This is a genomic window from Ensifer adhaerens, assembly GCF_000697965.2.
GTDB classification, from domain to species: Bacteria; Pseudomonadota; Alphaproteobacteria; order Rhizobiales; family Rhizobiaceae; genus Ensifer; species Ensifer adhaerens.
Genome location: NZ_CP015880.1, coordinates 3,813,584 through 3,828,746, shown reverse-complemented (window position 1 = coordinate 3,828,746; position 15,163 = coordinate 3,813,584). Strand labels below are relative to the sequence as shown.

Annotated in this window: 10 protein-coding genes; 7 read left to right on the top strand and 3 right to left on the bottom strand. The window is 62.7% G+C overall.

Going from position 1 to position 15,163, the window contains the following annotated elements; translation table 11 throughout:
- The first annotated feature begins 33 nt into the window (after positions 1-33).
- A complete protein-coding gene (locus FA04_RS18485) occupies positions 34-678 on the top strand; it encodes a TetR family transcriptional regulator (protein ID WP_034804901.1) in 645 nt (214 codons plus the stop codon).
- Between the two features lie 57 nt (positions 679-735).
- On the opposite strand, the gene purU is transcribed toward FA04_RS18485, so the two are convergent.
- Positions 736-1,590 carry a formyltetrahydrofolate deformylase gene (gene purU, locus FA04_RS18480; protein ID WP_051659688.1) on the bottom strand — a complete coding sequence of 285 codons (855 nt, stop codon included), beginning with the start codon at positions 1,588-1,590 and terminating at the stop codon, positions 736-738.
- 236 nt (positions 1,591-1,826) lie between these two features.
- Positions 1,827-4,835 carry a DNA polymerase I gene (polA, locus tag FA04_RS18475; RefSeq protein WP_034805279.1) on the bottom strand — a complete coding sequence of 1,003 codons (3,009 nt, stop codon included), beginning with the start codon at positions 4,833-4,835 and terminating at the stop codon, positions 1,827-1,829.
- 511 nt (positions 4,836-5,346) lie between these two features.
- Here polA and FA04_RS18470 point away from each other — a divergent pair.
- The 3 genes from FA04_RS18470 to FA04_RS18460 all read left to right on the top strand — a co-directional run bounded on the left by FA04_RS18470 (position 5,347) and on the right by FA04_RS18460 (position 8,847).
- Positions 5,347-5,790 (top strand): MarR family winged helix-turn-helix transcriptional regulator, encoded by a 444-nt coding sequence (locus FA04_RS18470; protein ID WP_034804907.1) that lies wholly within the window; start codon positions 5,347-5,349, stop codon positions 5,788-5,790.
- Positions 5,791-6,020: 230 nt separating this feature from the next.
- Positions 6,021-7,412, top strand: coding sequence for a M20/M25/M40 family metallo-hydrolase (locus tag FA04_RS18465; protein ID WP_089043078.1), 1,392 nt, complete (start codon positions 6,021-6,023; stop codon positions 7,410-7,412).
- Positions 7,413-7,887: 475 nt separating this feature from the next.
- The gene (locus FA04_RS18460; RefSeq protein WP_034804910.1) at positions 7,888-8,847 is read left to right on the top strand and encodes a lysylphosphatidylglycerol synthase transmembrane domain-containing protein; all 960 of its coding nucleotides are present in this window, start codon (positions 7,888-7,890) and stop codon (positions 8,845-8,847) included.
- Between the two features lie 27 nt (positions 8,848-8,874).
- Here the strand turns inward: FA04_RS18460 and FA04_RS18455 are convergent, their stop codons facing one another.
- Positions 8,875-9,363, bottom strand: coding sequence for a hypothetical protein (locus FA04_RS18455; RefSeq protein ID WP_034804913.1), 489 nt, complete (start codon positions 9,361-9,363; stop codon positions 8,875-8,877).
- Positions 9,364-9,933: 570 nt separating this feature from the next.
- On the opposite strand from FA04_RS18455, the gene FA04_RS18450 reads away from it, so the two are divergent.
- From FA04_RS18450 to dnaK, 3 genes are all read left to right on the top strand, one after another.
- Complete coding sequence (locus FA04_RS18450) at positions 9,934-10,284, top strand: hypothetical protein (protein WP_034804916.1); 351 nt, start codon at positions 9,934-9,936, stop codon at positions 10,282-10,284.
- Positions 10,285-10,520: 236 nt separating this feature from the next.
- On the top strand, positions 10,521-12,791 hold the full coding sequence (locus FA04_RS18445) for a transglycosylase domain-containing protein (RefSeq protein ID WP_034804919.1): 2,271 nt from the start codon (positions 10,521-10,523) through the stop codon (positions 12,789-12,791).
- Positions 12,792-13,052: 261 nt separating this feature from the next.
- Positions 13,053-14,975: a molecular chaperone DnaK gene (gene dnaK / locus FA04_RS18440; protein WP_034804922.1), complete on the top strand. Its 1,923-nt coding sequence runs from the start codon at positions 13,053-13,055 to the stop codon at positions 14,973-14,975.
- The last annotated feature ends 188 nt before the right edge of the window (positions 14,976-15,163 follow it).

The window sequence follows — 15,163 nt, the reverse complement described above, 5'->3', positions numbered from 1 at the left end:
GCCTCTGGCGGGCCGTCGCATGAGGAGGAATGAATGCGCCGAACAAAGGCCGATGCAGAAGCAACAAGACAGAAGATCCTGAGCGCCGCCGAGCGCGTCTTCTACGAAAAGGGCGTCTCGAACACGACGCTCGAAGAAATAGCCAAGGCCGCCGGCGTGACCCGTGGCGCCATCTACTGGCACTTTGCCAACAAGACCGACCTGTTCCTCGCGCTGCACGACGCTGTGCCCTTGCCGCAGGAAGACATGGTCGCCCGCGAGATCGAAGCGGAAGCTGCCGATACACTCTCCATCCTCGAAGGTGCCATGGGCGACTGGCTGGATGTTCTGGCCGCCGACGAGCAGCGCCAGCGCATTCTGACGATCATGCTGCGCACCAATTACGACGGCGACCTGGGCGAGGTCCTCGCCCGCCAGAAGGAACTCGACGAGCACCACAATGTCGTGCTCGAACTCGCTTTTTCCCGCGCGCTCGCCAAGGGGCAGATGCACGAGACCTGGACCCCCGCCTCCGCGACGCGGACCCTGCATTGGATGATGCTCGGGCTCTGTACGGAATGGCTGCTGTTCGGCCGCACCTTCGATCTGACGGCCGAGGGACGCGAGGGCCTGAGCCGGCTCTTTGCCAGCTTCCGCGCGCCGGCCGTTACCGCGACCGCCGTCGTAGCCCGCCTGTAACAGCTGTAGCCGGCACCCCTGTGAGTACCGGCTACATGAAGCGCCTTCCAGAACCCTCTAGCTGAACACGACCGTCTTGTGACCGTTGAGCATGACGCGCCGCTCCAGGTGCAGCTTGACGGCGCGCGCCAGCACCCGGCTTTCGATGTCGCGGCCGGTGGCGACGAAATCTTCCGCCGTCAAGGCATGGCTGACGCGTTCGGTTTCCTGTTCGATGATCGGGCCTTCGTCGAGGTCCGGCGTGACGTAGTGCGCCGTCGCCCCGATCAGCTTCACGCCACGCTCATGCGCCTGATGATAGGGCTTGGCGCCCTTGAAGCTCGGCAGGAACGAATGGTGGATGTTGATCGCCTTGCCGTAGAGGCGCTTCGACAGATTGTCGGAAAACACCTGCATGTAGCGGGCAAGGATGACGAGATCGGCGCCGGTCTCCTGGACCAGTCGCAGAAGCCTTTCCTCCTGCTCGGCCTTGTTGTCCTTCGATACCGACCAACAGTGATAGGCGAGCCCTTCGGCTTCGGCCGTACGCCGGCTGTCTTCGTGGTTGGAGACGATGGCGACGACCTCCGCGTTCAACCAGCCGACACGGATCTGGTAAAGCAGGTGCAGGAGCGCATGGTCGAACTTGGAGACGAGGACCAGGATCTTCGGCTTGACCGCAGCATCCGTAAGCGTGGTCCGCATCTGGAAACGCTCGACCGCCGGGCGAAGCGCCCGCTCGACATCACCAGCCTGAACGCTCGCTGCAACCTGGAAGGCGATGCGCATGAAGAAGCTGTTGGTCTTGGTATCCCAGAACTGGTTGCTCTCGGCGATGTTTGCGCCAAGGGCGGCAAGCTCCGTGGTGACGGCGGCGACAATGCCGGGTTTGTCGTCGCAGGACAGGACAAGAATGAAGGTCTTCGGCGCCATGATCTCCTCCGATTGCAGCCGTTTCGGATGAGGCTCGAGCCCCTTCCCAAAGGCTGCCTATGAGGAGTTGAACGCGCCGGCAATCGTTCCGGCTGCGACGGCTGACGCTTTCTATCATCCTGATGGAAAGGCGCCCGGGAGCATGGAATGCCCCCGGGCGCTGCAAGATTCGTCGCATCCGGCTTTTGAGGTTTTCTGAGAGGTTTCCATCAAAAACCCGGTGTGCACCGACTAGATCAGTGCGCCTCGTCCCAGTTGGTCGCCGCGCGCGCATCGACCTTCAACGGCACCTTCATGTCGAGCGCCGGCATGGCGGCGTTCTCCATCACCGAGACGACGACCGGAATGGTGTTTTCGACCTCGGCGTCCTCGACCTCGAAGATCAGTTCGTCGTGCACCTGCAGCAGCATGCGGGCCGAAAGCTTCGCCTCGGCCAGCGCCGGCTCCATCTTCACCATGGCGCGGCGGATGATGTCGGCGGCCGAGCCCTGGATCGGCGCATTGATCGCGGCGCGCTCGTTGAAGGCACGGTGCGACGGGATCGACGAGCGGATGTCCGGATAGTGGGCGCGGCGACCGAAGATCGTCTCGACGTAGCCGTGCTCGCGGGCAAACACCTTGGTGCCCTCCATGTAGTCGCGGATGCCGGGGAAACGCTCGAAATAGCGCTTGATGTAGTCGCTGGCTTCGGAGCGCTCGATCGACAGCTGGTTGGCAAGGCCGAAGGCGGAGATGCCGTAGATGATACCGAAGTTAATCGCCTTGGCGCGCCGGCGGATTTCGCTCGGCATGCCCTCGACCGGAACGCCGAACATTTCCGATGCGGTCATCGCATGAATGTCGACGCCATCGGCAAAGGCCTGGCGAAGCTGCGGAATGTCCGCAACATGGGCAAGCACGCGCAGTTCGATCTGGCTGTAGTCGGCCGAGACGAGCTTGTGGCCGGGCGTTGCGATGAAGGCGGTGCGGATCTTGCGGCCTTCGGCGGTGCGCACCGGAATGTTCTGCAGGTTCGGATCGGACGACGACAGGCGGCCGGTGGTCGTGGCTGCGAGCGCGTAGGACGTATGCACGCGCTTCGTCTCCGGATGGACGAAGCCCGGAAGCGCATCGGTATAGGTGGACTTGAGCTTGGTCAGCTGTCGCCAGTCGACGATCTTGCGCGGCAGTTCGTGGCCTTCGGCTGCCAGGTCTTCCAGAACCTGTGCCGAGGTCGACCATTGCCCGGTCTTGGTCTTCGAGCCGCCGGCAAAGCCCATCTTGCCGAAGAGGATATCGCCGAGCTGCTTCGGCGAACCGATGGTGAAGGTTTCGCCAGCGAGCTTGTAGATCTCGTCCTCGAGCCCGGCTGCGCCCTGGGCGAGCTCGCCCGAAAGCCGCGAGAGGATCTGGCGGTCGACGGTGATGCCGCGGTCTTCCATGCGTGCCAGAACGGCAACCAGGGGCCGCTCCAGCCGCTCATAGACGCGCATCAGCCCCTTGGCGGCCAATCGGGCCTTCAGGATATGCCAGAGCCTGAGCGTGACGTCCGCATCCTCAGCCGCGTAGGCGGTTGCCCGGTCGATATCGACGAAGTCGAAGGTCACCGAGGATTTGCCGGTTCCGGTGATGTCCTTGTAGGCGATCGGCTTGTGGTTCAGCCAGCGCTCAGACAGCGAGTCCATGCCATGGGTGCCGTTGCCGGCATCGACGACGTAGGACATCAGCATCGTGTCGTCGAAGCTTTCGACGGTGATGCCGTGCCGCTTCATCACGAGGTAATCGTATTTCAGGTTCTGGGCGACCTTGAGGACCGAAGGGTCCTCAAGCAGGCGCTTCAGCCGGCTCAAGGCTTCTGCGACCGGGATCTGGTTTTCGGCGAGCCCGCCGCCGAGCAAGTCGCCGACGCCGGTCTTGTGGATCAGCGGCACATAGGCCGCCCGGATCGAGGCGCCGGTCGGGTCGGCCTTATGGTCGGCGATCGCCAGCGAGAAGCCGACGAGGTCGGCCTGCATTGCATCGAGCGAGGTCGTTTCCGTGTCGAAGCCGACGACACCGGCTTCGCGCGCGTCCGATATCCACCGGTCGAGAGTGGCGATGTCGCGGATCGTCACATAGGCGCTCTGATCCATCGGCGCCTTGGCGAAGATTTCAGCGCGTGCCGCAGCGAGCGCCTCGGGCGTCGCGTCCGCGCCATTCGCTTCGCCGGCACGCGACAGGACGGCGGCGGCTTGCGCGGCCTCGCCACGGGCGGCAGCCGCGGTGGAGGAGCCCTCGCTGACCTTTTCCGCCCCATCTCCCTTGTCGAGATCAGGGCCGCGCGCCTCGGCGCCCCATTCTACCGGCACCAAGGCTGCTTCAACGGCATCGGCGTCCGTACCGGTCGCGGCGGCGACGCGACGCGTCAGCGTTGTGAATTCCATCGCCTTCAGGAAGGCGATCAGCTTCGGACCGTTCTGCGGCTCGAGGCTCAGCTCTTCGAGCGGAACGTCGAGCGGCGTGTCGGTCTTGAGTTCGACGAGCTGGCGCGACAGACGAGCGAGATCGGCATTGGCGATGATGTTCTCGCGGCGCTTGGCCTGCTTGATCTCGCCGGCGCGGGCCAGCAGCGTTTCGAGATCGCCGTACTCCTCGAGCAGCTGTGCCGCCGTCTTCGGGCCAATGCCGGGAATGCCGGGGACGTTGTCGGTGGAGTCACCGGTCATCGCCTGCAGGTCGATCATCTTTTCCGGCGGCACGCCCCATTTCTCGATCACTTCCGGGATCGAGATCTGCTTGTCCTTCATACTGTCGTACATCGACACGTTCGAGGTCACGAGCTGCATCAGGTCCTTGTCGGACGAGACGATGGTGACGCCGGCGCCGGCGGCTTCTGCAAGCCGGGCGTAGGTGGCGATCAGGTCGTCGGCCTCATAGCCTTCCTTCTCGATGCAGGGCAGGTTGAAGGCGCGGGTCGCGTGACGGATCAGCCCGAACTGCGGGATCAGATCTTCCGGCGGCGCCGTGCGGTTCGCCTTGTACTGATCGTAGAGCGCGTTGCGGAAGGTCTTCGACGAATAGTCGAAGATGACCGCGAAATGGGTCGGCGTGACGCCGACCGACGTGTCGCGCGCATCAGTGAGCAGCTTCCACAACATGTTGCAGAAACCCGATACCGCGTTGACCGGAAGGCCATCGGATTTGCGGTTGAGCGGCGGGATGGCGTGGAACGCCCGGAAGATGAATCCGGAGCCGTCGACGAGGAAGAGATGATCACCGTTTTTCATGGGCAAATGGATAGCGCGGGGCAAGCCAAAGGTCCATTGCGGTTTTCCCGCCAGACACTACATTCTCCACCGGTCGCGGTGGCCGCGATCGCCACCGCGGATTGCGAAAACGGGGGCTGACTTCGCCTTGGGATCGAGCGCCAAAAGGCTTCGCAAGCGCCCGTTCGGCTTCACGCAAACGTTACATATTTGTAATGTCCGATTCAGCCCCGGTATCCTTGAAAAGCCACATTTGAATCCTCAAATCTTACTCAACGGCACCGAGTGATGCCGTCTTCTGGTGATTGGCCTGTCCCCCGCCCGCACCAGATGAGGACAAAGGCCTTATCCCCCTCTCCGGGCCTTTGTCCCGTTTTCAAAAGACCGTCACGGCGCCGCCTCCGCACCGTGACGGTTTTTTGTTTCTGCCGTCTGATCACCTCCGCTCAAATCCCGGTGAGACCCGACGGTCTCAAGGTCCATCGCCTGCATTGTAACTTGTCTTCATGGCGGTTCGGGCGTACCGATAGGCATGGCCTTCAATCGTATGGAATCTGCGACCTACCTGGCCAGCCTGCTGGCCAAGAGCTTTTCGCGCGCGCTTCACGAGCGCGGCCAGAAGCTTGGTTTCGCGCCCGGTCAGTTTCCCATCCTGCTCGAGCTTTGGGCCGAGGAAGGCCTGACGCAGAAACAACTGCTCGATCGCCTCGACATCGAACAGGCGACGATGGCAAACACGCTCTCGCGCATGGAGCGCGACGGGCTCATCCTCCGCCGCAAGCATCCGCAGGACAAGCGCTCGCAGCAGATCTACCTCACCGAAAAGGCAAAGGAGATGGAGGCGGCCGCCAAGGAGGCAGCGCTTGCCGCCGACCAGTCGCTGCTTGCCGGCCTCAGGAATTTCGAACGCGAACTGATGCTCGAATATATGCGCATGGCGCTCGCCAACGTGGCACGCAGCGACAGTCGCGCCTGACGCACCACCCCCTTATGATCATTCCATCAAAAAATTTGGCTTAAAGCGGGCGTTCGCCCGTTCTAAAGCAGGGGCAGACGCGTCGATCCGGGCGCCCCGGCGCTCACCTTGCCGACGCGCCAGGCTCTCCGTTCACCGTCACCTGAGACCTCTGCCCAAAATCGCTCAAATCGATTTCGCTTTGGCGGCACATGCAGTAGGTTCCGGCGAAACTTGAAGCAAGGATATGCATGATGGCTGACATCACCCCCGTTCTCGAACGCGCAGACGCCAACCTGCCAAGGAGCCTCGACCGGCTGTTCGACCTCGTTCGGATCAAGTCGATCTCGACCGACCCGGCCTTCAAGGCGGAATGCCGCAAGGCGGCCGAATGGCTGGTGGCCGAACTCAACAGCCTCGGCTTCACCGCATCGGTGCGCGACACCCCCGGCCATCCGATGGTCGTCGCCCACCATGACGGTGCCAAGCCCGATGCGCCGCATGTGCTGTTCTATGGCCACTATGACGTTCAGCCGGTCGATCCGCTGAACCTCTGGGACACGGATCCGTTCGAGCCCGGCATCAAGGAAATCGAACCCGGCCGCAAGGTGATCACCGGCCGTGGCACGGCTGACGACAAGGGCCAGCTCCTGACCTTCGTCGAGGCGGTGCGCGCCTACAAGGACGTGCATGGCGCCCTGCCCTGCCGCGTCACGATCCTGTTCGAAGGCGAAGAGGAATCCGGCTCGCCGTCGCTGAAGCCCTTCCTCGAAGCCAATGCCGCCGAACTCAAGGCCGACTATGCGCTGGTCTGCGACACCAGCATGTGGGACCGCGATACGCCGGCGATCTCCGCTGGCCTGCGCGGCCTCGTCGGCGAAGAAGTCATCGTCCGGGCTGCCGACCGCGACCTGCATTCCGGTTATTTCGGTGGTGCTGCCGCCAACCCGATCCGCATCCTCACCACCATTCTCGCCGGCCTTCATGACGAAAACAGCCGCGTGACGCTGCCAGGCTTCTACGACGGCGTCGAAGAGACCCCGGCCCAGATCAAGGCGGCCTGGGAAACGCTCGGCCAGACGGCAGAGAAGTTCCTCGGCGAAATCGGCCTTTCGATCCCGTCGGGTGAAAAGAACCGCTCGGTGCTGGAACTGACCTGGGCGCGGCCGACCGCGGAAGTCAACGGCATCACCGGCGGCTATACCGGCGAAGGCTTCAAGACGGTGATTGCGGCCGAGGCCTCAGCCAAGGTCTCCTTCCGCCTGGTCGGCAACCAGAACCCGGAAAAGATCCGCGAAGCCTTCCGCGCCTATGTGCGCTCCAAGGTTCCGGCCGACTGCTCGGTCGAGTTCCATGCCCATGGCGGTTCGCCAGCGATCCATCTTCCATACGAATCGCCGCTGCTCAACACGGCGAAGGTGGCCCTGTCCGACGAGTGGCCGAAGCCGGCCGTCATCATCGGCATGGGCGGCTCGATCCCGATCGTCGGCGACTTCCAGAAGATGCTCGGCATGGAATCGCTGCTCGTCGGCTTCGGTCTTTCCGACGACCGCATCCATTCGCCGAACGAGAAGTACGAGCTGCAGTCCTATCACAAGGGCATCCGCTCCTGGATCCGTATCCTCGACGCGCTCGCCGCCTGATGATCGGTGCGGGACGGGGCGCGATTTTCTGCGCGCATCCCGCCCGAGCCACTTGACCCCGGAAGCCGTGGCGGAGCTCTCCGCCACGGCTTCTTCGTTTTGGTTGCGTGGCTGGAGATGATGCAGCCCTCGCGCGCAAGCGCTCCATCGACGCGCATGCATCGCTGCCTGATCGATGGGATGTCCACGCTTTACCGTTTCCCCTTCACTGTTTCCCGGCGGTTTCTCCGTTGTCGGCGGGCCGTCAATCCTTGACCTCCGGGGTCTCAGGTGCTTCCTTTTTGTGAAACAAATCACAAAGGGAAATCGGATCGTTGGCAAGGGTAAGGACCGAAGCGTCGCGCTGCGGGCGTGACGTTATGACAAAGCGGCTCAGAAAACTGAACGTCTCCGCTCGGAGAAACCCTCCGGCCGCTGCAACGGAAGTGTCCTTGAAACAACCCCGCCACGCCCTCGCATCCATCGCGGCACCGGCATGAAGCGGCTGCAGACCTATTTCTGGCCCGTTGTCGGCCTTCTGGCGATCCTGTTTTCGGTGAACGCGCTCTATCATGAGTTGCGCGGCCTGTCGTTCGACGAGTTTCTCGCAAGCTTCAATGCTATTTCGCTGAGGAGTTGGCTTCTGGCGATCGGCTCGACGCTCCTCGCCTATGCAGCTCTGGCGGCCTACGACCGACTTGCGCTCGACCACCTCGGCCACCGCATTTCGCTCTGGTTCATCACGCTCTGCTCGTTCACGACCTACGCGCTGTCGCACAATCTCGGCGCCTCGGTGTTCTCCGGCGCGGTCGTGCGCTACCGCGCCTACCGCTCCAAGGGGCTTTCCCCGGGCGAAGTCGGCGTTCTCGTCGCCTTCTGCTCCTTCACCTTCACGCTCGGGACCTTGGTTCTATCGGCCGTCGTGCTTCTGGTACGGCCCGACATCATCGAGCGTTTTGCCGAGTTCCTGCCGGTCGAAATGTCGCTCACGACCGGCGTGCTCATCCTCATCGTCATCGGGCTCTATGTCATCGGCAGTCTCGTCGGGCTGCCGTCGTTCCGCACGCGCTGGTTCCAGCTGCACTACCCGAAGCCGAAGATCGTTTTCCGGCAGCTGGTGATCGCTCCGGTGGAGCTGATCGGCGCCGCCGGGATCATCTATTTCGCCCTGCCGGAAGCGGGAAATCCGGGCTATATCGTCATTCTCGGGATCTTCCTTGCGTCCTTTTCGGCAGCCCTTCTGTCGCATGCGCCCGGCGGGCTTGGCGTACTCGAGCTGATTTTCATCGCCGCCTTGCCGGAAATGGACCCGGCTGCCGTGCTTGCGGCGCTTGCGATCTTCCGGCTGCTTTACCTCGTCATCCCGTTCGTGCTTGCGCTGATCGTGATCCTGGTGTTCGAGCGGGCGCGTTTCGTGGCGGAGCGCCAACCGCCGAAGGGAAGCGACCTCCCCTAGGCGAAGAGACCGCGTCCATCACGGATATCAGGGCGCGTTGCAAACAGTGGGCAGCGCCTGTTCGAGCGGCCCCTTCACCTCGTGCAGGCGCGCCGCTTCGATCTGGTAGGGTGTAAACGGCGGCACCTGCAGCGACGGATTGATGATGCGGGCGACATAGCAGCCGGCGAAGAACCGCACCCGCCCCCGCTTCTCGATCGATTTCACCGCGACGGGAACGGCGGAATAGATGCTGCCCGCCCCGGCCTCCGTCTTCACCTTGCCGACCTTGATCTCGACAGACACCGTGCGCTCATAGCCGCGGGTGAAGGCCTTGAAGCCGCCGACGGGTTTCGATTCGCCGAAATAACCATAGGCGCGGGCATATTCCTTGCGGTTGACGGCGTTGTAGAGCGAGCGGACGAGCGCGGCCCCATCGGACCGGTCATCGACATAGGCGACGCTGTCCTGCGCCAGAGCTTCGCCATTCAAGGCTGCAAATGCGCCGAGGGCAAAGACGGTGGATCGAAGCTTCATGGCAGTCCTCCTTTGTCGTGCGGGCAGCCGAACACAACAATGAGGCGAAGCCATAGCAGGATTCGCGAGTGGATCGATAACGACATAGGCCAGCCACCGTTCGGCGCGGCAGCGGCGATCCGTTTGACCTCAGTAAATTTGGGAGGCGGTGGGCGGCGTCACGCCGATGAGCAGAAAGCCGCAGGCATAAGCGCAAAATGAAAAGAGCCCCGTGTGGGAGGAGGTACACGGGGCTCTCGAACTTGATCGGCAGCTGCGAGGAGGAGTGCCGCCGATCCGCATCGGGCGCCGCGGGAGGAGGTGCGGCGCTTCGATAAGTCGTACAATAATTATGCGCCGCAACAATTTCAAGACATAATTTTGCACTGCACAAAATCGTGAAGGAAAGGCAGGGCCAAAAGCATCGTCCCTGACGTCGGATCGCGGATGGTGCATCCGGAGGACCACCGCGACCGATAACCTCATAGAAACCACAACTACTGATGGCAGGTTCCTTTTGTTCAGCTTTTTCGACATACATCTACGTGTAAGCCAAGAATAAATTTTCACTCAGTAATTGCAGGCGCTCAAATGAAATTGCTGCTCCAGATTCCGACCGCCCTCATCGTTGTCCTGATCCTTGCGACCTGGCTTGCCAGCCTCCGTCTCGTGGTGCTGCCGCCCGGCTCCCTCAAGCTCAAAGCGATGACGGCCCTCGTTTATCAGGGACATGGTTTCCGTCTGATCGACAGCCCGCTCGGCATGTGCGGCCGTCGGGCCTACCCGGCCGCCGACTGCGAGGAGGTGGCCATGAACCATCTGGGCAAGCGGGTGCTGCTGCGGATGCCTTTCAGCCAATGGCTCTACGATTTCACCGATCCCTATCCGGTGAGCCCCACGGCATCGGTCGAACAGACTCCGCTTCGAAACGCCATCCAGTGAGAACCGGCGAGCACGGGCTCGGACCTGGAGGCGCATGCGCGCCTCACCGTCAAGGTTTTGAACCATCAGGCTTTTTCACAACGACTTTCTTAACCACCCCTTAAATTGCCGCATTTAAAGTTCACCCGGTCGCCGTGGCGGATGGGCGTGGGACGTCGTTACCGCCGTCGAAATCGATTGGCCGCAAAGATAGCGCCAAGGGCCACCGCTGGGCGGTGAGGGATAGATCAAACGGCATGGCAGCAAGCGGCAGGTCAGGACAGCGGATCGAGCCCTCGTTCGGCGGAAACGAGGACGATGACGGCGACGATTTTCGCGTTGAGGCCAGCGACCGCGTGACCACGAGCCGCAAGGCGCCACGCGGCAAATCTTCCGGCCAGACCAACAGAAGCAACGGCAAGAAGAAGCCAGCCGGCAAGCGCGGCGGCGGCCGTCGCGGCTCCGGTGGCGGTGGCTTGGTCGGCCTTGTCCGCACACTGTTCTACTGGTGCATCGTGCTCGGCATCTGGGGCGCGATGGGCGTCGGCGGCCTGGTGCTCTACTACGGCGCGCGCATGCCGAGCGCCGAAAGCTGGTCGATCCCCGATCGCCCGCCGAACGTGAAGATCCTTGCCGTCAGCGGCGACATCATCGCCAACCGCGGCACCACGGGCGGCGAAGCGCTTTCGCTCGAAAACATGTCGCCCTATATCCCGCAGGCAGTCATCGCCATCGAGGACCGGCGCTTCTATTCCCATTTCGGCATCGACCCCTTAGGTCTGGCCCGCGCCATGCTGACGAACGTCACTACGGGCCGCATGGTCCAGGGCGGCTCGACACTGACGCAGCAGCTCGCCAAGAACCTGTTCCTGTCGCCGGAGCGCACGCTGGAGCGCAAGGTGCAGGAAGTCTTGCTCGCCTTCTGGCTCGAGCAGAAATATTCCAAGGACCAGATCCTGGCGATGTATCTCAACCGGGTGTTCTTCGGCTCCAACGCCTATGGCGTCGAAGCGGCCTCGCGGCGCTACTTCAACAAGTCGGCACGCGACGTGAACCTCGGCGAGGCCGCCCTGCTCGCGGGCTTGCTCAAGGCCCCTTCGCGGCTCTCGCCGGCGCGTGATCCGAAGGCGGCGGAAGAGCGCGCTCAGATCGTGCTGGGCGCGATGCGCGAGGAAGGCTTCGTCACCGACAGCGAGATCAAGACGGCGATGTCGCAGACGCCGACCAAGGCCAAGAGCTACTGGTCGGGCGCCGAGCATTATGTCGCCGACATGGTAATGGACCAGCTTCCGGGCATGATCGGCGAGATCAAGGAAGACCTGGTCATCGACACGACGATCGACCTCAATCTCGAGAAGAAGGCCGAGGAAGTGATTGCCGCGACGCTGGACGCCGACGGCAAGAAGCTCGACGCCTCGCAGGCCGCCCTCGTCTCGGTCGACGGCACCGGCGCCATCCGGGCGCTCGTCGGCGGCAAGGACTATGCCGAGAGCCAGTTCGACCGCGCCTCCAAGGCCAAGCGCCAGCCGGGCTCGGCCTTCAAGCCCTTCGTTTATGCCGCGGCCATGGAGATCGGCCGCACGCCGATGTCGATCCGCAATGACGGTCCGGTTCGGATCGGCAACTGGACGCCGGAGAATTACGACCAGAAATATCGCGGCGAGGTGACGCTTGCCGATGCGCTCGCCAACTCGCTGAACACGATCGCAGCCCAGCTGGTCATGGAGGTCGGTCCTTCCAACGTCGTCAAGGTCGCGCACCGCCTCGGTATCGATTCCGAGATGCAGGCAAACGCCTCGATCGCGCTCGGGACGTCGGAAGTGAGCCTCGTCGAACTGACGTCGGCCTATGCCCCCTTCATGAATGGCGGCTTCAAGGCGACGCCGCACGTGATCCGCCGCATTTCCAAGGCGGACGGAACGGTGCTCTACGAAAACACCTACGACAACCCGCCGCGTGTGCTCGATCCGGCGATCGTCAGCGAGATGAACCAGATGCTGCTGCGGGTGCTGACCAAGGGCACCGGCAAGAAGGCGCAACTGAAAGGCTGGGAAGCGGCCGGCAAGACCGGCACGACGCAGTCCTTCCGCGACGCGCTGTTCGTCGGCTACACCTCGAATCTCACGACCGGCGTCTGGTTCGGCAACGACGACGGCAAGTCGATGAAGAAGGTCACCGGCGGCGGCCTGCCGGCCAAGGCCTGGCACGATTTCATGATGGCGGCCCACGAAGGGCTTTCGCCCTCGCCGCTGTTCGGGACGACCGGCGTGCAGCCGGTCTTCGACGACGGCACCGCGCCGCCCCCCGGCGACCTGATGTCCGGGGACCCGGAAGCCTTCCCGGAAGCACCCGTCGGCGTCGATGGCGGAGTCGCGGTCGGGCAGCGTCCGGTCGACCAGGGCGGCGCCCCGTGGGGCGGCCAGACGGCGGACCAGGGCAACGGCGGCATGGTACCGCCGGCCGATGTCGGCCAGACGACCGGGGCCACGCGCCGCACCACGCTTTTCGATATTCTGACCGGCGGCTGAGCCGCCCGTGAACCTCGATTTGACAGGGGATCCGGCCTGTAGGCAGGCTGCGGCCGATGGCCCATTTCGGGCTAGACAAATCCCGGGCTTGCTTTTGCCCCCAAACGCCCCGCAGAATGCCTTGCAGTCCGAAACGCCGGTCCTTATATACGCCGCATCGGCGCAGTCTAAGCTGCGAAGAAATCCAAAGACCATCCCGTTAGGGGCTGTCTCACGAATGCCTGACCGGGTTCCGACAGTCCGCTGCAAGGAGAGAACGACATGGCTAAAGTTATTGGTATTGACCTGGGAACGACCAACTCCTGCGTCGCCGTCATGGACGGTAAAGACGCGAAGGTGATCGAAAATGCCGAGGGTGCGCGCACGACCCCCTCGATGGTGGCATTCAGCGAAGACGGCGAGCGTCTCGTTGGCCAGCCGGCCAAGCGCCAGGCTGTCACCAATCCGGAAAACACGCTTTTTGCGATCAAGCGCCTGATCGGCCGGACCTTCCAGGACCCGACCACGCAAAAAGACAAGGACATGGTTCCTTACAAGATTACCAAGGCCGACAATGGCGACGCCTGGGTCGAAGCGCACGGCACGGATTACTCCCCGTCGCAGATCTCCGCCATGATCCTTCAGAAGATGAAGGAAACGGCCGAATCCTACCTCGGTGAAAAGGTCGAGAAGGCCGTCATCACCGTACCGGCCTACTTCAACGACGCCCAGCGCCAGGCAACCAAGGATGCCGGCAAGATCGCCGGTCTCGAAGTTCTGCGCATCATCAACGAGCCGACCGCGGCAGCGCTCGCCTACGGCCTCGACAAGAAGGACGGCAAGACGATCGCCGTTTACGACTTGGGTGGTGGTACCTTCGATATCTCGGTTCTCGAAATCGGCGACGGCGTCTTCGAAGTGAAGTCGACCAACGGCGACACCTTCCTCGGTGGCGAAGACTTCGACATGCGTCTCGTCCAGTACCTCGCCGGCGAGTTCAAGAAGGAACAGGGCATCGACCTGAAGAACGACAAGCTCGCTCTTCAGCGCCTGAAGGAAGCCGCTGAAAAGGCCAAGATCGAGCTGTCCTCGTCGCAGCAGACCGAAATCAACCTGCCGTTCATCACGGCTGACGCTTCCGGTCCGAAGCACCTGACGATGAAGCTGACCCGCGCCAAGTTCGAAGCGCTTGTCGACGACCTGATCCAGCGCACCGTCGCGCCGTGCAAGGCAGCCCTCAAGGATGCCGGCGTCTCGGCTGCCGAGATCGACGAAGTCGTTCTCGTCGGTGGCATGAGCCGCATGCCGAAGGTGCAGGAAACCGTCAAGCAGCTGTTCGGCAAGGAGCCGCACAAGGGCGTGAACCCGGATGAAGTGGTCGCCATGGGCGCCGCCATCCAGGCCGGCGTTCTGCAGGGCGACGTCAAGGACGTTCTCCTGCTCGACGTCACCCCGCTGTCGCTCGGCATCGAAACGCTCGGTGGCGTCTTCACCCGCCTGATCGAACGCAACACGACGATCCCGACCAAGAAGTCGCAGACCTTCTCGACCGCCGACGACAACCAGTCGGCCGTGACGATCCGCGTCTCCCAGGGCGAGCGTGAAATGGCTGCAGACAACAAGCTGCTCGGCCAGTTCGACCTCGTCGGCATTCCGCCGGCACCGCGCGGCATGCCGCAGATCGAAGTGACCTTCGACATCGATGCCAACGGCATCGTGCAGGTTTCGGCCAAGGACAAAGGCACCGGCAAGGAACACCAGATCCGCATCCAGGCATCTGGCGGCCTCTCCGACGCCGACATCGAAAAGATGGTCAAGGACGCCGAAGCCAACGCTGAGGTCGACAAGAAGCGTCGCGAAGGCGTGGAAGCCAAGAACCAGGCCGAAAGCCTGATCCACTCCAGCGAGAAGTCGCTGAAGGATTACGGCGACAAGGTTTCGGAAACGGACCGCAAGGCGATCTCCGACGCGATTGCCGCGCTGAAGACCGCCGTCGAAGCCTCCGAGCCGGACGCCGAAGACATCAAGGCCAAGACCAACACGCTCATGGAAGTTTCCATGAAACTCGGCCAGGCGATCTACGAAGCGCAGCAGACGGAAGCCGCTCATGCGGATGCCGCCGCCGACGCTGCCCGTGACGGCGATGTCGTCGATGCCGACTACGAAGAAGTCAACGACGAAGACGATCGCAAGCGTTCGGCCTAAGTCGCCCTTCAAACAGACGGAAAAGCCCGGGTTCGCCCGGGCTTTTTTGTTGCCGGTCTCGCCCGTCAGGGCCTGCAATATCGGCGATCGGCACTGTGACTTGCCGCAAACGTACCTTTTCCGACAAAAAACCGTATCTACCGCCGTTCGGGCTATGGTATCGCGCTTCAAGGTTTACTAAATCGGTG